At 74.7% G+C, this 19,398-nt stretch carries 17 protein-coding genes; 6 read left to right on the forward strand and 11 right to left on the reverse strand.

The genetic code is table 11. The annotated features are described in order from the left end of the window. Positions 1-45 precede the first annotated feature (45 nt). Genes ORG17_RS08755 through ORG17_RS08765 form a run of 3 tightly spaced genes read right to left on the reverse strand, consistent with a single transcriptional unit; the run spans position 46 to position 3,955 of the window. Positions 46-930, reverse strand: a complete 885-nt coding sequence (locus ORG17_RS08755; protein WP_214527010.1) for a glycosyltransferase family 2 protein — start codon at positions 928-930, stop codon at positions 46-48. Continuing rightward, the gene (rfaE2, locus tag ORG17_RS08760; protein ID WP_214527012.1) at positions 927-2,420 is read right to left on the reverse strand and encodes a D-glycero-beta-D-manno-heptose 1-phosphate adenylyltransferase; all 1,494 of its coding nucleotides are present in this window, start codon (positions 2,418-2,420) and stop codon (positions 927-929) included. Before rfaE2 ends, ORG17_RS08755 begins: the two co-directional genes overlap by 4 nt. Continuing rightward, positions 2,417-3,955 (reverse strand): aldehyde dehydrogenase family protein, encoded by a 1,539-nt coding sequence (locus ORG17_RS08765; RefSeq protein ID WP_214527014.1) that lies wholly within the window; start codon positions 3,953-3,955, stop codon positions 2,417-2,419. Before ORG17_RS08765 ends, rfaE2 begins: the two co-directional genes overlap by 4 nt. 134 nt (positions 3,956-4,089) lie before the next feature. On the opposite strand from ORG17_RS08765, the gene ORG17_RS08770 reads away from it, so the two are divergent. Further along, a complete protein-coding gene (locus ORG17_RS08770) occupies positions 4,090-5,178 on the forward strand; it encodes a glycosyltransferase family 9 protein (RefSeq protein ID WP_214527016.1) in 1,089 nt (362 codons plus the stop codon). A gap of 777 nt (positions 5,179-5,955) precedes the next feature. Here the strand turns inward: ORG17_RS08770 and ORG17_RS08775 are convergent. From ORG17_RS08775 to ORG17_RS08805, 7 genes are all read right to left on the reverse strand, one after another. After that, positions 5,956-6,660: an SDR family oxidoreductase gene (locus ORG17_RS08775; RefSeq protein WP_214527018.1), complete on the reverse strand. Its 705-nt coding sequence runs from the start codon at positions 6,658-6,660 to the stop codon at positions 5,956-5,958. Positions 6,661-6,722: 62 nt separating this feature from the next. Continuing rightward, positions 6,723-8,156, reverse strand: a complete 1,434-nt coding sequence (locus ORG17_RS08780) for a PfkB family carbohydrate kinase (RefSeq protein WP_232536471.1) — start codon at positions 8,154-8,156, stop codon at positions 6,723-6,725. Then, positions 8,153-8,776: a D-sedoheptulose-7-phosphate isomerase gene (locus ORG17_RS08785; RefSeq protein WP_214527020.1), complete on the reverse strand. Its 624-nt coding sequence runs from the start codon at positions 8,774-8,776 to the stop codon at positions 8,153-8,155. The genes ORG17_RS08780 and ORG17_RS08785 overlap by 4 nt, the downstream gene beginning before the upstream one ends. Next, positions 8,773-10,101, reverse strand: a complete 1,329-nt coding sequence (locus tag ORG17_RS08790) for a glycosyltransferase (RefSeq protein WP_214527022.1) — start codon at positions 10,099-10,101, stop codon at positions 8,773-8,775. Before ORG17_RS08790 ends, ORG17_RS08785 begins: the two co-directional genes overlap by 4 nt. Further along, complete coding sequence (locus ORG17_RS08795; protein ID WP_214527024.1) at positions 10,098-11,099, reverse strand: glycosyltransferase; 1,002 nt, start codon at positions 11,097-11,099, stop codon at positions 10,098-10,100. Before ORG17_RS08795 ends, ORG17_RS08790 begins: the two co-directional genes overlap by 4 nt. An 87-nt stretch (positions 11,100-11,186) precedes the next feature. Beyond that, on the reverse strand, positions 11,187-12,266 hold the full coding sequence (locus tag ORG17_RS08800) for a glycosyltransferase family 9 protein (protein ID WP_214527025.1): 1,080 nt from the start codon (positions 12,264-12,266) through the stop codon (positions 11,187-11,189). Beyond that, entirely contained in the window at positions 12,263-12,820 is a 558-nt protein-coding gene (locus ORG17_RS08805; RefSeq protein WP_214527026.1) for a D-glycero-alpha-D-manno-heptose-1,7-bisphosphate 7-phosphatase, read from the reverse strand. The genes ORG17_RS08800 and ORG17_RS08805 overlap by 4 nt, the downstream gene beginning before the upstream one ends. Positions 12,821-12,920: 100 nt before the next feature. On the opposite strand from ORG17_RS08805, the gene ORG17_RS08810 reads away from it, so the two are divergent. From ORG17_RS08810 to ORG17_RS08820, 3 genes are all read left to right on the forward strand, one after another. Further along, complete coding sequence (locus ORG17_RS08810; protein WP_214527027.1) at positions 12,921-13,904, forward strand: glycosyltransferase family 9 protein; 984 nt, start codon at positions 12,921-12,923, stop codon at positions 13,902-13,904. A gap of 50 nt (positions 13,905-13,954) precedes the next feature. Beyond that, positions 13,955-14,311, forward strand: a complete 357-nt coding sequence (locus ORG17_RS08815) for a PRC-barrel domain-containing protein (RefSeq protein ID WP_027465587.1) — start codon at positions 13,955-13,957, stop codon at positions 14,309-14,311. A 185-nt stretch (positions 14,312-14,496) separates the two neighbouring features. After that, entirely contained in the window at positions 14,497-15,453 is a 957-nt protein-coding gene (locus ORG17_RS08820; RefSeq protein WP_214527028.1) for an SGNH/GDSL hydrolase family protein, read from the forward strand. Here ORG17_RS08820 and ORG17_RS08825 read toward each other — a convergent pair. Further along, positions 15,410-16,279 (reverse strand): universal stress protein, encoded by an 870-nt coding sequence (locus tag ORG17_RS08825; RefSeq protein WP_173033836.1) that lies wholly within the window; start codon positions 16,277-16,279, stop codon positions 15,410-15,412. The genes ORG17_RS08820 and ORG17_RS08825 overlap by 44 nt on opposite strands. Before the next feature lie 176 nt (positions 16,280-16,455). Between ORG17_RS08825 and ORG17_RS08830 the strand changes: the two genes are divergently transcribed. Both ORG17_RS08830 and ORG17_RS08835 read left to right on the forward strand, forming a co-directional pair. Next, positions 16,456-16,935 (forward strand): NUDIX domain-containing protein, encoded by a 480-nt coding sequence (locus tag ORG17_RS08830; protein ID WP_301565218.1) that lies wholly within the window; start codon positions 16,456-16,458, stop codon positions 16,933-16,935. A 208-nt stretch (positions 16,936-17,143) separates the two neighbouring features. Continuing rightward, positions 17,144-19,225 (forward strand): MSCRAMM family protein, encoded by a 2,082-nt coding sequence (locus ORG17_RS08835; RefSeq protein ID WP_214527030.1) that lies wholly within the window; start codon positions 17,144-17,146, stop codon positions 19,223-19,225. Positions 19,226-19,398: the final 173 nt, after the last annotated feature.

Raw genomic sequence — 19,398 nt, forward strand, 5'->3', positions numbered from 1 at the left:
GGAACCGGCGCGCGCCGGCCATCCCGCGGTGGTCTCGACCACCCCCTACCGCGGTATGACGTTCCCGTCCGCGAAGACCACGTCGGGCGCGTCCACCCGGCGGTCGACGACGGTGGTCGGGGCCTCCAGGTGCACGGCACCCGAGGGCATGATGCCCGCACCGCCGAACCGTTCCATCACCCGCCACTGCGCGACGACGTCCTCGCCGGCGTGCTCGGGCGGCAGGGTGTCCCAGAACCGGAAGCCCCCGACCTCCTCGAGCGCACGACGGTCGTACAGCGCGCAGGCGCCGACCCACGCGACGCGGTAGGGCACCCACTCGCCGGGGTGCAGGTCGAGGTCAGCGGCGACGTGCGTCGGGTTCGCGGCGTTGTGCAGCGACCAGCGGTCGAAGCCGGGGGTCCCGCGGCGCACCACCTCGGGCACGACCGGGCCGTCCCACCGCTCGAACACCGAGGTCTCGTGGGGGCGTCGGTCCTGCAGGTACGACAGGCCCTGCACCGCGCTGCCGACGAACCCGCAGCCCAGGGTGCGCAGCGCGTCGAGCATCCGCGCGATCGACCCCGGCTCGAGCCAGACGTCGTCGTCGAGGAACAGCACCGCGGCGGCCTCGGCGTGGTCGAGCAGGAACTGCCGGTGCTCTGCCAGGCCACGCCGTTCCGGGTGGGTGAGGAGCGTGACGGGCCGGCCCTGCGCCTCCAGGACGCGGACCATCGCCGCGACCGCCGGCGCGCTGGCGGCGTCTCCGTCCGCGGACTGGTCGCTGAGCACGACGCGCAGGTCGACGTCGGTCTGGGCGGCGAGGCCGGCGAGCGTCGTGGCGAGCTCGGCCGGCCTGCCGACGGTCGGGATGAGCCCGTCGACGTCGACCGTGCTCGTGTCCGCTGGATCGGGGGCCTTCGCCCAGGACCCGGACCAGCGGGCGGTCACGGTGCCGGGTCCGGTTCGGGCCGCGCAGCGGCTTCGCGGATCCGGCGCACGACGGCGCTGGTGGAGTGCTCGGGCACGTAGTCGACCATGACGACCTCGCCGCCGTAGCCGCGTACGACCTCGGTCTCGGTCAGCATCTCGGGGGAGTAGTCCCCGCCCTTGACGTAGACCTCGGGGCGCAGCCGCTCGATGAGCGGGATGGGGGTGTCCGTCGCGAACACCGTGACCAGGTCGACGCAGGCCAGCGCGGCGAGCACGCCGGCGCGGTCCTCGGCCGGGTTGATCGGCCGCTCCGGGCCCTTCAGCCGGCGCACCGAGTCGTCGTCGTTCAGTGCGACGACGAGCAGGTCGCCCAGGTCACGGGCCTGGCGCAGGTAGGTGGTGTGGCCGCGGTGCACGACGTCGAAGCAGCCGTTCGTGAAGACCACGCGACGGCCGGCCTGCCGTGCGGCCTCGACCGCGGTGGCGAGCTCGTCGTGGTCGACGACCGTCGCCGCCGGCGCGGTCACCGAGTCGAGCAGGGCGGCGGCGGTGCAGACGGACGTGCCGGCCTCGCGGACGACGACGTCGGCAGCGGCCTGGGCGACCGCGACGGCGTCGCGCAGGGGTGCCTGCACGGCGAGGGCGACGGTCGCGGCGGCGCAGAATGTGTCACCGGCGCCGGAGGCCTGCTGCTCCGAGGCGGGCGTCGCACGCGTGCGGAACCCCTGGTCGGAGCCGGGCTCGAGCAGCACGGTGCCGTCGCGGTCGAGCGTGACCACCGCGGCACGGGCGCCGCTGCGGGCGAGCACGTCGGCACGGGCTGCGACGACGGTGCCGACGCGGTCGGCACCGGTGCCGAGCTCCGTGCCGAGCAGTGCGGCGGTCTCACCGGCGTTCGGCGTGACGAGGTCGGGGTGCAGCGCGGCCCAGCGGGTCAGGTCGTGCGCGTCGACCACGACGGCGCCGGGGCGGTCACGGTCGAGCATCGGCAGGACGTCCTCGGCGCGGACGCCCAGGCCGTAGTCGCACACGACGGCGGCGTCGGCGCACCGGATGGCGCGGGCCACCGAGCGGGCGAGGCGTTCGCCGTGCTCGGCGGTCGGGGTCGCGGCCAGCTCGTCGACCCGGACCACGACGCGGTCACCGCCGACCACGCGCGACTTCGTCGTGGTGCGGGTGCCGGGGATCTCGACCAGGAACGACGTGTCGACGCCGGCTGCCTCGAGCCGCTGGCGCAGGACGTCACCGGCCTCGTCGTCACCGATGAGCCCCACCATGCGGACCCGGGCGCCCAGGGCACGGGCGTTCACGGCCGTGTTCGCCGCGCCGCCCGGCACCGCGATGGTCTCGGTGACGCGGACGACGGGGGCCGGGGCCTCACGGGAAACCCGCTCGGCCTCGCCGACGGTCCAGCGGTCGAGGATGCAGTCGCCGATGACGACGACGAGGGGCTCGCGGTCGTCGATCGTGGCGACGAGGTCACGGACCAGTCGGACGTCGGCGGTCATCGGGTGCCTCCCACGGTGTCGGCGCTGCCGGCGGTGGCGCCGGCAGCGGCTGCGGCTGCGGCTGCGGGGCCGGTGGTGCCCGCTGCGGCACCGGTGCTGCTGGTGGCTACGGTGCTGCCGGCGGCTGCGGTCGACGGCTCGACGGTGCGGCGCGGCGGTGCGGCCTCGAGGTGCACCACGGTCGTGGTCGTCATCTCGTCGAGCAGGTGCGGGCCGTACCCGAACCCGGCGCCCGAGGCACCGCGGGGCTGGGCGCTGCCGCCCGGAGCGCCACCGAACACGGCGTTCACCTTGACGGTGCCGACGGGCAGCTCGGCCGCTGCACGGAGCGCGTGTGCGGTGTCGTTCGTCAGCACCGTGGCTGCGAGGCCGTAGCGGTCGGCCGCGGCGAGCCGGAGGCCCTCCTCGAAGTCCGACACGACGCGCACCGGGGCGATCGGGCCGAAGGTCTCCTCGGTCAGCACGAGCGTGTCGTCCGTGCAGTCGGTCAGGACGGTCGCCGGGTAGAACGATCCGAGCCCGCCGGGCGTGACGCCACCGGTCCGAGCGACGGCGCCGCGGGCGATCGCGTCGTCGACGTGGTGCTGCACCAGCTCGCGCAGCCGGTCGTCCACGAGGGGTCCGAACTCGGCGGCGGGTGCGGCCGTGCGGCGCTCCGCCTCGGCGACCAGCGCGGCGATGAAGGGCTCGGCGACGTCCTGGTGCACGTACACCCGCTCGACGCTGGTGCAGATCTGGCCGGTGTTCGCGAAGGCGCCGAGGGCGACCTGTGCGGCGGCCCACTCCGGGTCGACGTCGGCGTCGACGACGACGGGGTCGTTGCCGCCGTTCTCGCGGATGACGTGGGCGCGGGTGGTCACGGCCACCTCGCTCAGGCGGTCACCGGTCGCGGTCGACCCGACGTGCGCGTAGACGTCGATGCCCTCCTGCGCCAGGAGCTGCTCGCCGGTGGTCGCGTCGCCGTCGACACCGATGAGCACACCGTCCGGCAGGACCTCGGCGAGCAGCGCGTTGAGCCGGGCGAAGGTCGCGGGGCACCGTTCGCTGCCCTTGTGCACCACCGTGTTGCCCGTGACGATCGCTGCTCCGAGGATCCCGCAGGCCACGGCGACCGGGTCGTTCCACGGCGTCAGGGCGAGCACCACGCCGCGCGGGTGCGGCACTGACCAGTCGGCGGCACCGAACTGCCCGCGCAGGGCCTCACCCCGGTGCACCGGCCCGAGCTCGGCGTACTGCACGAGCGTGCCGATGCCGGCCTCGACCCCACCGATGGCGTCGCCGGGCACCTTGCCGGTCTCGCGGGTGTTCAGGTCCGCCAGCTCCTGCGCGTGCGCACGGAGGTGCTCGGCCGCGGCGTGCAGCAGTGCACCGCGCTCGGCCGGCGCGGTCCGGGCCCAGGCACCGGCAGCGGCACGGGCACGGGCGACGGCGTTGCGGACGTCGTCCTCGGTCGAGCGGCGCACGGTGGACGCGATCGATCCGTTCACGGGGTCGGTCACCACGAGGTCGTCGGCGGCGGGGGGTGCGATCGTCATGGGGTCCTTCCGGAGGCGGGCGGGGCCTCACACGGTGCTCGGGCTCCGCTGTGTGCGGTCACGGCATCGCGCTTCTCGTCCATCCGGGTCCGCTGCTGGGCGTCCGGACGGGTCCGACCGGTAGACGTGGAGCTGTGCAACAGATCGGTGTGGGCGGAGAACGGTTCGACGGTGTCGGCGAGATCGCGGTGCTCCGCGGTGGGGGACTGGGCGACCTGATGTTCGCCCTCCCGGCGGTCGAGGCCCTGGCCGCCGCGTACCCCGGAGCCCGGATCACGCTGCTCGGGGCACCGTCAGCGCGGCCGGTGCTCGAGGGCCGGAGCGAGGCCGTGCACGCCTTCGAGGAGCTCCCCGTCGTGCCCGGGGTCCGGGACTCCGGCGAGGGCGCACCGACCGAGCAGGACTTCTTCGAGCGGCTGCACGGGCGCTTCGACCTCGCGGTGCAGGTGCACGGCGGTGGCCGCAACTCGAACCCGTTCCTGCTCCGGCTCGGCGCCCGTCACACCGTGGGCACGGCCACCGAGGACGCCGAGGTCCTGGAACGCTGGGTCCGCTACGTCTACTACCAGCACGAGGTCGTCCGGGCGCTCGAGGTGGCCTCGCTCGCCGGCGCCGAACCGGTCACCCTCGACCCCCGACTGCACGTTCCCGAGGCCGCGCGGGCCGGGGTCCGGCAGCGCCTCGGCGTCCGGGGACGACTCGTCGCGATCCACCCCGGCGCCACCGACCCGCGTCGCCGCTGGAGCCCCTCGCGCTTCGCCGAGGTCGCCCGTGCACGGCTCGCCGCCGGGGACGACGTGGTGCTCGTCGGTGACGACTCGGACGTGCCGGCGTCGTCCGCCATCGTCGCGTCGCTGCCGCCCGAGCTGCGGGAGCGCGTCCACGACCTCACCGGGTCACTGCCGCTGCGTGAACTGCCCGACGTCCTCGCCGCCGCCGACGTCGTGGTCGGCGACGACTCCGGCCCACGGCACCTCGCCGTCGCCGTGGGCACGCCGACCGTCGGGGTGTTCTGGTTCGGCAACGTGATCAACGCCGGGCCGTTCGACCGCGGTCGGCACCGCGTGCACCTGTCCTTCGTGACGCAGTGCCCGGTGTGCGGCGCGGACGTGACCCAGGTCGGCTGGACCGCCGAGCGGTGTGAGCACGACCCGTCCTACGTCGACCAGGTCGAGCCGGAGGCCGTCCTCGCCGACGTCGAGGACCTGCTCCGCACGGTCTGACGCTGCACGCGGCGCCACGAGCGCCCGGTGCGAGGTTCCACATTCTGTGGGACGCTCCGGCCCTCGCACGGAGTGCGGAAGCGCGCACCGAGCGGTGGACGGATCGTCGGACGGCCCGGAGGCGCGGTGCCAGCCCGGCACGCGCCTCCAGGCAGCGCCGTGGCGCGTCACGACCGCCCGGTGCGAGGTTCCACACTCCGTGGGACGCTCCGGCCCTCGCACGGAGTGCGGAAGCGCGCACCGAGCGGTGGACGGACCGTCGGACGGCCGGGAGGCGCGGTGCCAGCCCGGCACGCGCCTCCAGGCCGCCCCATGTGGCGTCACGACCGCCCGGTGCGAGGTTCCACACTCCGTGGGACGCCCCGGCCCTCGCACGGAGTGCGGAAGCGCGCACCGAACGGTGGACGCGCGCGACTGACGGCCGGGAGGCGCGGTGCGAGCCCGGCACGCGCCTCCAGGCCGCCCCATGTGGCGTCACGAGCGCCCGGTGCGAGGTTCCACATTCCGTGGGACGCCCCGGGCCTCGCACGGGGTGCGGAAGCGCGCACCATGCGGTGGACAGACCGGCGGACGGCCGGGAGGCGCGGTGCCAGCCCGGCACGCGCCTCCAGGCCGCGCCGGGGCGCGCCACGACCGCCCGGTGCGAGGTTCCACGCTCCGTGGGACGCTCCGGCCCTCGCACGGGTTGCGGAAGCTCGCACCAGCGCCCGGCACACGGACACACGGGAGGCGCGGTGCCAGCCGGCACCGCGCCTCCCGTCCGTCAGCGGCGAGCGGCTACGGCCAGCTCGGCTCCGTCTCCGGCATGATCGACAGCTCGCGGATCTCGCAGCCGGCCGGCTGCGACAGCGCGAAGATGATCGAGTTCGCGACGTACTCCGGCTCGATGAGCTGCGCGTCCGGGCCCGGCTTGTACTGCTCGGTCCGGTCGGCGAAGAAGTTCGTGCGCATCCCGGCGGGGATGATGTTGGTCACGCCGATGCGACCGGCGGTCTCGGCGGCCAGCGCCTGCGAGAACCCGCGGACACCGAACTTCGACGCCGAGTACGCGGTGCCGTCGCCGACGCCGCGCAGGGCGAGCGACGAGGAGATGGTGACGACGCGGCCGTGCGTGGCCTCGAGGGCGGGCAGGGCGGCGCGCACGGTCGAGGCGGTGCCGATCAGGTTGACGCCGACGATCTGCTCCCACTTGCCGGACGAGATCGCGTCGATCGGGGCGGGGGTGTCGATGCCGGCGGCGGTGACGACGGCGTCGAGGCCACCGTGCCGCTCGGCGGCGTCACGGACCGCCTGCTCGACGGCGTCGGTGTCCGAGACGTCCACGGCGACGGCGTCGACGCCCTCGGGGACGGCGTCGATCCGCAGGTCCAGGACGATCGGGGTGCCGCCGGCCTCGGTGACGGCGGCCACGACGGCGGCTCCGAGGCCGGAGGCGCCGCCGGTGACGAGGACGCGGCCGATGGGGGTGGTGGGGACGGGCATGGATGTCCTTTGCGTAGTGGTGCGGGAAGTGGTCGAGCTGGTGTGGAACGGCGAGCGGACGCTCAGCCGACGCGTTCGATCGCGGCGGCGAGCCGGGTGGTCGAGCGGCCCGGGTGGAACGGCACGGTGACGACGCGGCCACCCCACTCGGCGAGGGTCGCCGTCTCGGGCAGTTCGCTCGCGGTGTAGTCGCCGCCCTTCGCCCAGACGTCCGGTCGGAAGCGGCGCAGGGCCTCGTCGGGGGTGGACTCGTCGAACACCACGACGGCGTCGACGCAGTCGAGTGCCAGGAGCAGCTCGACCCGGTCGTCCTGGGTCATGATCGGCCGGTCCGGGCCCTTCAGCGCGCGGACCGACGAGTCCGAGTTGAGGCACACGACCAGGCAGTCGCCGAGTGCACGGGCGGCCGACAGGGTGCGGGCGTGCCCGGCGTGCAGCAGGTCGAAGCAGCCTCCGGTCGCGACGACGGTGCCGCCGGCGCTCCGGACGTCGTGCACCAGGCGCATGGCGTCCCGGTCGGCCCCGGGCACGGCGAGCGGCGCGGGGCCGTCGTCGGCGAAGAGCGCGGTGACGCCACCGGCGGCCAGGTACTCGGACGCGGCGACCACGCCGGCGGAGACGGCCTCGGGGACGTCCGCGCCGGACGCCAGTGCGACGGCGACGCCCGCGGCGAGCCGGTCGCCGGCACCGCAGGGGTCCCCGGCGCTGACGGACGGAGCCGGCACGAAGCGGCTGTCGCCCTGGGCGTCGGCGAGCAGCGCACCGCGGTCGCCCATCGTCACCGCGACGGCGCCGGCCTGCCACTGCTCGACGAGCCGGGCGGCGGCGACGGTCGCGAAGGGCACACCGTGTCCCTCGACGTCGGTGAAGCGTCGCGCCTCGGCAGCGTTCGGGGTGGCGACGGTGGTGCCGGGGACGGGGGCGGCGCCCTTGGGGTGCGGGTCCCAGACCACCGGCAGGCGCTCGGCCGCACGGGTGAGGGCGTCACGGAGTGCCGGGGCAGCGGCGACCCCGCGGCCGTAGTCGGCGACGACGATCGCGTCGACGCCGTCGAGGGCGGCGGTCATCGCGTCGGTGGCCTCGGGCACGGGCGGGGTCGCGCAGCCCTCGTCGATCCGGACGAGGGCGTGGTCGACGACGCGCACGCGGGTCTTCACGGGCGTGGGGACGCCGGAGGGCCCGGCGACGATCGTGACGTCGGGCAGCAGGTCACGGATCTCCTGGGCACGGCCGTCGTCGCTCAGGACGGTGACCAGGGTGACGTCGTGGCCGTCGCGGGCGAGCATCGTCGCGACGAGTCCGGCGCCACCGGCACGGCGGTCGTCGGTGGCGACGTCCACCACGGGGACGGGGGCGTCCGGGCTCAGCCGCTCGCTCGTGCCCGACACGTCGACGTCGAGCAGGGTGTCCCCGACGACGGCGATGCGGAAGCGCGGTCCGGCGGTACGGCCACCGGCGGCGCCGGAACGCGGTGCGACGGCAGCGGGCCCGCTCATCGACGGCCCCCGCGACGCAGCGTCGGCTCCATCGCCTTGCAGAGCGCGTGCACCAGGACGAGCTGCGCCTCCTGCACGTTGGCGGACGGCCCCTTGATGCAGATCGCGTCGTCGACCAGGTCGGCGAGCGGGTTCGGTCCGGACCCGGTCAGCGCGAGGGAGCGGGCGCCCACGGCACGTGCGGCCTCGGCGGCCCGCAGCAGGTTCGGGCTCTTGCCGCTCGTCGACAGCAGCACGAGGACGTCACCGGCACGGGCGTGCGCCGACACCTGCCGCGCGAACACCTGGTCGTAGCCGTAGTCGTTCCCGATGGCGGTCACCGCCGAGGTCTCGGCGTGCAGCGAGATGGCCGAGTACGCCGGTCGGTCGCCCTCGAAACGGCCGGTGAGCTCGGACGTCAGGTGCTGCGCCTCGGCAGCCGAGCCGCCGTTGCCCGCGGCGAGCAGCCGACGTCCGGCGACGAGCCGCCCGGCGATGTCGTCCGCCCACTCGGCGATGTGGTCCCGGTGGTCGACGAGGGAGGCGATCACGGGGACCGACGCCGCGACGTGGTCGACGACGACGCGGGCACTGTCGGTGACGGCGCGGTCCTCGAGCCCGGTCTGCTGGTCGATGGTCATCGTGCGGTCCTCTCCGTCGACTGCGCGGCGCGGGTGGCCCGGCCGGCGTGGGTGGTGCGCGAGCGGCCGGCGGCGGGCCCGGTGGTGCTGGCGGACGAGGTCGCGCCGGCGAGCAGGCGCTCGTAGACGCGTTCGCTGTCGGCGGCGACCTTCTGCCAGGTGTAGCGGGACTCGGCGCGCTGTCGACCGGCACGGCCGTACGCCTCGCGGCGCTCCGGGTCGTCGAGCAGTGCGCCGACGGCCTCGGCGACCGCGGTCTCGTCGCGCGGCGGCACGTGCAGGCCGGTGGCGTCCTCGACGACGGTGTCGATGAGCCCGCCGACGCTCGACGCGACCACCGGGCGACCGCAGGCCATCGCCTCGAGCGGCACGATGCCGAACGGCTCGTACCAGGGGGCGCAGACGACGACGTCGGCGCTGCGGTAGACGGCGGGCATGTCGTGCTGCCCGAGCTGCCCGCGGAAGGTCACGTGCTCGCGCACGCCGAGTGACCGGGCGAGGGTGTCGAGGCGCTGGTACTCGGGGTCGTCCACCAGGTCGGCACCGGCGACACCGGCACCGCCCACGACGACGAGCTCGACGTCGCGGCCCTGTTCGACCAGCGCGGCGAGAGCGGCGATCGTCGTCCCGACGCCCTTCCGCTGCACGAGTCGTGAGGCGGTGAGCACCCGGAGCGGACGGTCGCGCTCTTCGACGGGGCCGTCCGGACGGAAGAGCGAGACGTCGACCCCGCACGGCACGACGGAGATGCGGTGCAGCGGGACGCCGAGGGCCTTGAGCTCGAACGCCTCGTCCGAGCACGTCGCGACGACCTGGTCGACGCTCCGGCCGACGGCGGGTTCGACCCACTCGCGCTCGGCCGGGCTGGTGTCCGCGGCACCCTGGTGCCGGCGCTTCACGACACCCAGGGCGTGGAAGGTCTGCACCACCGGGATCCGCACCCCACCGGTCCGGGCCTGCACCTGCGTCACCGCGTCGAGGGCGGCGTGCCCGGACATCCAGAAGTGCGCGTGCACCACGTCGGGACGGTCGAGGAACCACTCGGCGGCGAGCACCGACGCGAACGTCCCCATGAACGGGAACAGCTCGTCCTTCGGCACGGCACGCGCCGGACCGGCGTCGACGTGCACGACGTCCACACCGGGGCGCAGGGGCACACGGACGGGCTGCGACGCGTCGTCGCGCCGCGTGTAGACGGTCACGTGGTGGCCGCGGTCGGCCAGCGCACCGGACAGTTCGGCGACGTGGACGTTCTGCCCACCGGCGTCGACCCCGCCGAGCACGGCGAGCGGACTCGCGTGCTCGGACACCATGGCGATCTTCATCCGAGGCTCCCTTCGAGCGCGGCTCCCGCCGCACGGTTCCGTCGCACACCGCGCGCGACGGCGTCGCCGAGCAGGTCGTCCCAGTCGGCCAGGAACCGACCGAGCGCGTGCCGTGCGAGCACGGCCTCCCGCGCCACGAGTCCCCGTCGACGCGCCTCGTCCGGGTCCTCCAGCAGCAGCCTGGAGGCCCGCACCAGCTCCTCGACGTCGGTCGCGATCGCCCCGGCCTCACCCGGGACCGTGCGGGCCGCGTCCGTCGTCGCGAGCACCAGGACCGGCATGGCCATGTGCATCGACTCGATGAGCGACAGGCCGAGCGAGGTCCAGCGGTTCGGGTGCACGTAGGCCCGCCGTTCGGCCAGCGCCGCGTGCATGGGGTCGGCCTTCACGTCGCCCTGCGCGACCACGCGGTCGCCGAAGCCGAGCTCCGGCAGCCGTTCGGTGCCGATGCCCCAGACGTCGACCGGCGCGACCTCGGCGAAGCGGGGGAGCAGGTCGGTGCCGACGACACGGTTGCGCCGGACGGGTTCGTTGATGACGACGCCGAGACGTTCGAGCGCACCGGTGTACAGCGGGCCGGGGTCGACGACGCCGTGCTCGACGACGGTGGTCCTGGTGGTGCCGCAGTCCCACATCAGGGCGTTCCAGTGCGTCACGTGCGCGATCGTCAGGTCGTCGCGGTCGCGCATCGGGTGCAGGCTGTTCGGCACGTCGACCCGGGGCGCGTTGTGCTCCACGAAGACGATCGGTACGTCACGGCCACCGAGCAGACGGCGGGCTTCCTCGAGCTCCTCGGTGCGCTGCAGGACGACCACGTCGACCTCGGCCTCGGCGACGTCGGCCGGGTCGATCTCGATCGCGGAGTCCGGCCAGTCGCGCCCACCGCGGCCGAGTCCCCAGGCGTCGCGCGCCGGGGTGGTCGGGATGAGGTACTCGTGGGGGCCGCGGACGAAGGCGTCCATCCAGCCGCCGTGCACGTGCCACACGAGGATCCGCATGCAGGGCCTTCCGGTCGGTGTCGATGGGCTCGCTCCCCGCCGCTGCCGGAGCAGCAGGAGAAGGAGCAGGAGAAGCAGTGGCGCACGCTACGCAGCGCCTTCTGGGCCGCCCCGCAGACTTCTCGGATCAGTCCGCGAAACGCGGTCGAGGAGCCGTTCGTGGGCCTCCAGGACCTCCGCGATGCGCACTCCGGACAGGCACGGGTGGCCGGGGACCGGGCACTCGCGAGCGCGGCTGAGACGGCACGGTGCGGCCTGGTCGCCGAGCAGTTCGACGAGCGGGGCGTACGGCGCCCACTTCACGGCGGGGACGACGGGCGAGAACAGGCTCACGATGGGCGCTCCGACGGCCGCGGCGAGGTGGGCCGGACCGGTGTTCCCGACGACGACGACCTCGGCGCCGGCGAGGACGGCCGCGAGTTCGGCGGGGCTGGTGCGGCCGCCGAGGTCGATGCCGGTGTCGCCCGCCACGGCGGCGGTCAGTGCGCGTTCGCCGGGGGAGCCGGTGACGACGACGGGGACGCCGCGCTCGGCGTAGGCGGCGACGAGCGCACGGTGGTGGGACTCCGGCCACGACCGTGCCGGGACGCTGGCTCCGGGGTGGACGACCACGTAGCGGTCGAGGCCGGCCACGGGCGGGGGCAGGACGGCGTCGTGACGCACCGCGAGCCTCCCGTCGTCGTCCGGCGGCAGCCGGAACCCGGCCGCCTCGGCGATCCGCAGCGCGCGCTCGGGCTCGGGGAGGTCCTCGGGCAGGTCCTCGCCGGGGCACAGCCGTACGTCGAGCAGTGACCCGGGGTGGTCGACCGAGGCCCCGGAGACCCGGGGGACCCCGGCCAGGCGCAGGAGCAGCGCGAGGGGCAGGGGCGACTGGTGGAAGGACGTCAGGACGACGGCCTCGTCGGGCTGTTCCTCGGCGACCAGCGCGCGGAACTCGGCGAGCAGGGCGTCATCGATCGGGCGTGCGGTCTCGGTGACCCACGGTGCCGCCCACACCCGCACCCGGTCGATGCCGGGCAGCAGGTCGGCGGCCGGCGCCCCCTGCGGTCCGCACAGCATCGTCACGTGCGCGGCACCGGCGGTGACCGCGCGGACCGCGGGCCCGGCGACCAGGACGTCGCCGAAGGAGTCGAGTCGGGCGACGAGGACGCGCCGACCAGCGCTCACGCCCGGTCCGCCACGCTGCCGACGTGCTCGAGCACCAGGGTGACGGCCTCGTCCAGGCCCGCGGCGACGGTGTCGGCCTCGTCGGCCTCCTGACGGCGGGTGCGCGGGGTGGGCACGAGGATCCCCTGCGCGCCGGCGTTCCGGGCGGCCTGCACGTCGGCACCGATGTCACCGACGACGACGATCGACTCCGGCGGGATGCCGAGCCGCTCGGCGGCGTCGAGGACCATCCCGGGCCGGGGCTTCCGGCACGCGCAGTCGTCGCCGGCGTCGTGTGGGCAGACGCACCACACGTCGAACGGGCCGACGAGCTCGTCGACCCGGGCGTTGGTGGCATCGACCTGTTCGCGCGTGGCCATGCCCTTCGCGATCACCGACTGGTTCGTGACGACGCCGAGCTGCAACCCGGCGGCACGTGCCCGTTCGACGGCGCGCCGGGCACCGGGGACGGGGACGACCAGGTGCGGGTCGGCGTTGTACGGGACGTCCACCACGAGGGTGTCGTCGCGGTCGAGGAGCAGGCCGCGGATGACGCGGTCCGGTGCGAGGGCCATGCTCCGTGACTACCGGTCGACGGCCGGGGGCCGCCCCAGGAAGAGCCGCGGAGCGCGGTCCCGGCAAGACCGTCAGCGTGTCGGGTCTACCGTCGCCGCGGTGACCGCCCTCGAGAACCTGCCCGACCCCGACGGACGCCCGGAACTGCTCGTCCTCCGTGCCATCAAGCTCGGCGACCTGCTCGTCGCCGTCCCCGCGCTGCACGCGCTCCGTCGCGCGTTCCCCGACCACCGCATCACCCTGGCCACCACGGCCTGGCTGGCGCCGGTCGTCGAACTCGTGCCGGCGGTGGACGTCCACCTGGCCCAGCACGGTCTCGACCACCCCATCGCGGTGCCGCACGGTGCCGTCGACATCGCCGTCAACCTGCACGGCGCAGGCCCGGAGTCCTCGGACCTCGTCGCCGCGCTCGCCCCGCGCCGGGTCATCGGGCACGCCGACCCGACCCACGAGTACGAGGGTCCGGAGTGGCCGGACGACGTGCACGAGCGCGACCGCTGGGCGGACCTGCTCACGTGGCACGGCATCCCCGCGGACGCGACCGAGGTGCACATCGACCGCCCCGCCGAGCCGCCGGTGGTCGCCGACGCGGCCGTCGTGCACGTGGGTGCCTTCCACGGTGCACGGCACTGGCCGACGGACCGCTTCGCCGACGTGGTGCGCGGGCTCCGGGCGCGCGGTGCCGACGTGGTCCTGACAGGAGGCTCGGACGACGTCGTGCGCGCCCGTGCCGTCGCCGACGCGGCCGGCCTGGCGCCGGAGGCGGTCCTGGTCGGCACCCTGGACCTGCAGGCCTTCGCCGCGGTGATCGCCGCGGCGCGACTCGTCGTCACGGTCGACACGGGCGCTGCGCACCTGGCGTCCGCCTACGGGGTGCCCTCGGTCGTGCTGTTCGGCCCGGCACCGCCCGAGGCGTGGGGCCCGCCGTCGACCGGCCCGCACATCGTGCTCACCGACGCCTCGGTCCGTCGCGGCGACGTCTTCGCCGAGGACCCGGACCCGGCGATCCTGGCCGTGACCGCGGACGACGTGCTGGCCGCGGTGGACCGGCTCCGGGTGACCGCTCAGGCGGCCGGGCGGTAGCGTCGACCGAGAGCCACCCGGACCTGCCGGACGCTCGGAGGGAGTCCTTCGTGTTCGAAGCCGCGAACATCCGTGACTGGATCGGTCTGCCGGTCGTCGACGAGGCCGACGACAAGGTCGGCACGCTCGAGAGCATCTACTACGACACCGCCACGTCCGAGCCGGCGTTCGGTGCCCTGACCACCGGCATGGTCGGGTTCCAGAAGCTCGTCTTCGTCCCGCTGTTCGGCGCCACCGTCGCCCCGAAGCACCTGCGTGTGACGTTCCCGAAGAAGCTCGTCAAGGACGCCCCGTCGATCTCGACCGACGGCGAGCTCGACGCTGCGACCGAGCCCGAGCTGTTCCAGCACTACGGGCTGGAGTACCGCACCGGCAGCGGTGGCGAACGCCGACTCGGACGCCGCTGAGCCCGTCCCGCCCCACCGACCGATCCCACCCGACCGACCGATCCGCCGCACCCGCCCGGAGGCCGCAACTGCTCCGCACCGCCCGTACGACGCTGCTCGCCGCCCTGGCGGCGGTCGCCGTCGTCGGGCTGGTGGTGGCCGGGGTCGCGGCACCGGGGCCGGTGGAACGGGCGTCGGCCGCGCCGATGTGGCCCGTCCCGCAGCCCTACCCGGTGCCGGACGACCCGACCGAGCCGCTCGCCGACCTCCCGCCCGGCAGCGAGTACGTCGCCCTCGGTGACTCGTACTCCGCCGGCTACGGCCTGGGCGACCGGACCCGGCTGCCCACGAGCGCGTGCGTGCAGTCGGCCCGTGACTACCCGCACCGGCTCGCGGCGCGGTTCGGCCTCGACCTGACCGACGCCACGTGCGCGGGCGCCACCAGCGAGGACGTCACGACCGGACACCAGTTCAAGGGCGTCCCCCCGCAGATCGAGTCGCTGTCCTCGCGCACCCGGCTCGTGACCCTGACCATCGGCGGCAACGACGCGGACCTGTTCGGCACGGCCGCGTCGTGCCTGGCGATCTCGGCCGACGGCCCGGTGTTCTCCGGACGTGACGCGCCGTCGTGCAAGAGCACGCTCGTGCAGGACGGTGAGGACCAGCTCAGCCTGAAGATCCAGTCGCGGGTCGCGCTCGGGATCGCCGACACCCTGGCAGCGGTGCAACGGGCCGCGCCGAACGCCGTCGTCGTGTTCCTCGGGTACCCGGCGATCTTCCCGGACGCCGAGCACACCCCCGCGAAGGGCTGCTTCCGCTCGGCGCTCGACCTCGGCACGCTCGCGGGGTCGTTCCCCGCGGACACCTTCCCGTTCACCGATGACGACGTGGCGTACCTGCACGGTGTGCAGGAGGAGCTCGACGCCGTGTCCGCATCCGCCGCCGACGCTGCCGGGGTGCGGTTCGTCGACGTCCTCGAACGCACCGAGGCCCACTCGGCCTGCGCCCCGCGGGACGAGCGCTACGTCGCGGGTGTCAGCCTGACCGGCTCGAGCGACCTGCGACGCATCGACCTGCGGGCCGGCGCCCTGCACCCGAACGGCCGCGGAGTCGCGTACCTCACCGACCAGATGGCCGACGCGATCCGGGAACTCGCCGGCTGACCCGTCCGGACCCCGCGCTGTCCGTGTGGGCCGCCGGTGGGACGACGCAGACCGGTGCCGCCGTCTCACGGACGACGTCGTGGAGCAGTGCGCCGGACAGCACCCGCACGTGGCCCCGTCCGAGCACCACGAGCGACGCCCGCCGGGTGCGCGATGCGATGGCGTGCCCCGGGTGTCCCTCGACGAGCAGCGGCCGGATCCGCACCGCCGGGAACCGCGCGGTCAGGTCCTCGGTGACCCGCTGCAGCAGTTCGGCGTTCCGGGCGCGCCACCGCAGGGGGTCCTCGGCGAAGTCGGTGAGTCCGGTCCGGGTCAGCACGGGCATCTCCCACGCCCGGAGCAGCGTCAGTCGTCGGTGCAGCCGGACGGCCTCGGCCACGGCGATCGAGACGGCCCGCTCGTCGATCGGTTCCTCGACCGCCAGCACCACGTCGCCGTCGATCGGGTGCGGACCCTCAGGGACGATCACGGTCGGTACGGCCGCGCGGACCGCGACCCGCGCCGGGTCGCCGCCGGCGGTCGAACCCCGTCGGCTCCGGAAGGTCCCGATCACCAGGAGGTCACCGCCGTCGGACTCCTCGACCAGGGCACTGGCGAACGGCCCGGCGTGCCGGTGCACCTCGACGGTGGCTCCGGGCAGGGCGGCACGAGCGGCCTCGGCCAGGCGGTCGGCGACCGGTCCGGGGCCCTCGATCGCCGGGTCGGCACCGATGATCCGGATCCGCTCGATCCCGCTGTCCGCGCGGGCGGCGATCCACCGCAGCGCCTCGTCGTGCGGCATCGCGGCGTCCGCGGCCAGCGTCACCGTCGTCCATCGTTCGTCCATCCCGATCGGCCTCCTCCATCGCAGGTCCTCCGGGGGCGTCACACGGCGCTCCGTGCGCCACACGGTACTCCCGGCGCGGGCGTGGGGAACCGGCGGTGGGACCGGGCACGTCGGGTGGTGCGCGGCGCGTGTGTGGTGATCCGGGCCTCCCGTCCGGGTCTGCGTAGTCTCGGGGCGTGGTCGTGAGCGCCGGACTGTTGCTGCACCGGACCGGTCCGTCCGGGCCCGAGGTCTTCCTCGCGCACATGGGCGGGCCGTTCTGGCGAAACCGGCCGCGTGCCTGGTCGATCCCGAAGGGGCTGGTCGAGGCGGGGGAGGAGCCGCTCGGCACCGCGCTGCGCGAGTTCGCCGAGGAGATCGGCGTGCCCGCCCCGGTGAGCGCCGCGGACCTGACCGACCTGGGGGAGTTCCGGCAGGCGTCGGGCAAGCGCGTGCGGGTCTTCACGGCACGGGCGTCGGGGTTCTCGGTCGACACCGTGCGGAGCAACACCGTGCGGCTCGAGCTGCCGCGCGGGTCGGGGCGGTTCGTGGAGGTGCCCGAGGTGGACGACGCCCGGTGGGTCGGCCTCGACGAGGCGCGGGAGCTGGTGGTGGCCGGGCAGGTCGCAGCGCTCGACGCCCTGGTCGCGCTCGGTTGGGGTGCTGGCGGTTCCTGACGCGCCGCTCGTGTCGGTCGAGCGGTCACGAACTGTCGTCCGGCGGGCCTCCAGGCGACACTTCTCGGCCGCTCGGCGATCGGCGTGCGGCAGGTCGTGACCGCTCGGCGGGACCTTCTTGCTCGTGTCGTGCCCCGGACACGAGCCAAGCCCGCTGGATAGTCTGAGGGGGTGTCGGGTTCTCCGGCGCCACACCAGGGGAGTACGCATGCGGCGCTGGCGCGCGATCACGGCTGGGCTGACGGCCCTCGCACTCGGAGCAGGACTCTCGATCGGCGGCGCGACCAGTGCGTCGGCGGAGCCGGTCGGCAACTGGGGGGCCTTCACCCTCAGCGGAGCGAGCCGGGCCTACACCGGCACGATGACGCTCGCCGGGTTCCCCGAGACGACCTTCACGTCGGACTCCCGGCAGTCGACCGTCGTCAGCGGGGCATCGACCTGGCAGTCGGCGTCGACCCCGTCGGGCGCGGTCTACGGGACGAGCCGCGGCCAGACCTACATGAACCAGCGGCCGAACGTCGACTCGCCCACGTCCGGCGCATCGACGACCACCTACACGTTCGCCGAGCCGACACCGGGCGCCCAGAGCTGGTCGTTCGTGCTCGGCGACGTCGACGCCGATCGTGCGACCATCTCGGCCACCGTCTCCGGGGGCGGCGCCGCGACCGCGGAGCAGCTCGGCTACGTGAGCTCCTACAACTCGTGCTCGGCCGCCGTCGCCGGAGGACCGTCGTGCACCGCCGACCCCGACGGCACGACCGGGCGGGACCTGCCCTCCTGGGACCCCGCCACCCGGACCCTGACGTGCAACACCGGCGCGGTCGACACCGCCGGCGCCACGGCGTGGTTCACGCCGACCGTCTCGCTCACCAGCCTGACGATCACGTACCAGCAGCGCAGCGGTTTCCCGGTGTACCAGACCTGGTTCGCCAACCGCACCGCCGCGATCACCGGCACGGCGACCCTCGACGGAGCGCCGATCCCCGGGGCGATCGTCCGCGTCACCGCTCCGCGCGGCACCGTGTACACGACGACGACCAACGCCGACGGCACCTACGCGTTCCCGCAGCTGCCGGTCATCGCGAACTACCGCGTCGAGATCACCCCGCCGGACGGTGCCGAGGGCCCTGACCAGCCCACGAGGGTCTCCCTCGCGCAGACCGGCTCGCCGGGCGGCGTGGACCAGCAGGCCGACTTCGCGTTCACGTCGCCGGAGGACACCGTGTCGGTCATCGGCACCGTGGTCGACGAGGACGGCCGACCGGTCTCGAACCTCGAGGTCGTCATCACCGACCCGGACTCCGGGGACGTCCTCGTCGACACGACGACGAACAGCGAAGGCGTCTACACCGGCTCGGACCTGCCGGCGGACACCAACCTCGACGTGTCCGTCGCCGACGAGCCGCCCGTGACCATCACCACCGGCGACGACGACGCGGCACCGGCAGTCCCCGACGAGGTCGAAGCCCCGGCCGCCGTCGTCGCGACGGTCGCCGGTGTGGTCTCGCTCGACGGTTCACCCGTGCCCGCTGGAGCGGTGGTCGAACTCGTCGACGGCACGGGCGCCGTGGTCGCATCGACGGAGACCGACGCTGACGGTCGGTACGTCTTCGCCACCGCGGCGGGCACGTACACCGTCCGGACCGAACGACCCGAGCCAGGGGCGACCGGGGCGACGTCGAACACCGGTGTGCCGGCCGTCGCTGGCGAGCGTGCTTCGTCCGACCTGCCGTTCGCCTCCGCAGCCCCCGCCGCCGAGGTCACCACCGACCAGCCCGGCACGGTCGTCGACACGAACGGCGAACCCGTTCCCGACGTCGAGGTCGTCGCGACTCCGACGGACCCGCAGTCCGGCGATCCCGTGTCGGTCGTCACGGACGACGACGGTGCGTTCGACCTGACCGGACTGGAGCCCACGACGGAGTACGCCGTCTCGGTCGACGTCGAGGGGGCAGAGACGGCGACCGTCGTCACCCCGGAGTCCGGGGCTGCGACGCCGCTGGCGTTCGTGGTGCGGGCTGCGGCGGCTCCGGCTCCCGCACCGTCGCCGTCGGAGTCGCCGAGCGGTTCTCCTTCGGCGGCCCCGACCGGCCCCGCCGCCGGGTCGGGCTCCGGCTCCGCGCCGGTCTCGGGCCAGGGCGATGCGGGGGACGGTGGACCGCTCGCCTACACGGGCGCGGACCTCGGCCCGGGACTCATCGCCGCCGGGGTGCTCGTGCTGCTCGGTGCGGCGCTGCTGACCTACCGCGCGGTGCGCAACCGCCGCCGCACGGACCACCTGCAGGACTGACCGCGCGGCGGGCGCAGGACACGCCGCCCGGGTCCGCCGAGGGGTCACGAACCGTCGCCCGCCGCCCCCGCGTCCGCCGAGTGGTCGCAAACCGTCGCCCGCCGACCCCGGCAGACGACAGTTCGAGCACCCCCGACGCCCCGCCAACGGCAAGTCGTGACCACTCGAGGCCC

The sequence above is a fragment of the Curtobacterium flaccumfaciens pv. betae genome (assembly GCF_026241855.1).
GTDB lineage: Bacteria > Actinomycetota > Actinomycetes > Actinomycetales > Microbacteriaceae > Curtobacterium > Curtobacterium flaccumfaciens.

Bases quoted from the DNA above. Each gene is read 5' to 3' on its own strand.
- rfaE2 (WP_214527012.1), bottom strand. From the start codon at position 2,420: ATGACCGCCGACGTCCGACTGGTCCGTGACCTCGTCGCCACGATCGAC.
- ORG17_RS08765 (WP_214527014.1), bottom strand. From the start codon at position 3,955: ATGACGATCGCACCCCCCGCCGCCGACGACCTCGTGGTGACCGACCCC.
- ORG17_RS08775 (WP_214527018.1), bottom strand. From the start codon at position 6,660: ATGCCCGTCCCCACCACCCCCATCGGCCGCGTCCTCGTCACCGGCGGC.
- ORG17_RS08780 (WP_232536471.1), bottom strand. From the start codon at position 8,156: ATGAGCGGGCCCGCTGCCGTCGCACCGCGTTCCGGCGCCGCCGGTGGC.
- ORG17_RS08785 (WP_214527020.1), bottom strand. From the start codon at position 8,776: ATGACCATCGACCAGCAGACCGGGCTCGAGGACCGCGCCGTCACCGAC.
- ORG17_RS08790 (WP_214527022.1), bottom strand. From the start codon at position 10,101: ATGAAGATCGCCATGGTGTCCGAGCACGCGAGTCCGCTCGCCGTGCTC.
- ORG17_RS08795 (WP_214527024.1), bottom strand. From the start codon at position 11,099: ATGCGGATCCTCGTGTGGCACGTGCACGGCGGCTGGATGGACGCCTTC.
- ORG17_RS08805 (WP_214527026.1), bottom strand. From the start codon at position 12,820: ATGGCCCTCGCACCGGACCGCGTCATCCGCGGCCTGCTCCTCGACCGC.
- ORG17_RS08820 (WP_214527028.1), top strand. From the start codon at position 14,497: ATGTGGCCCGTCCCGCAGCCCTACCCGGTGCCGGACGACCCGACCGAG.
- ORG17_RS08825 (WP_173033836.1), bottom strand. From the start codon at position 16,279: ATGGACGAACGATGGACGACGGTGACGCTGGCCGCGGACGCCGCGATG.
- ORG17_RS08835 (WP_214527030.1), top strand. From the start codon at position 17,144: ATGCGGCGCTGGCGCGCGATCACGGCTGGGCTGACGGCCCTCGCACTC.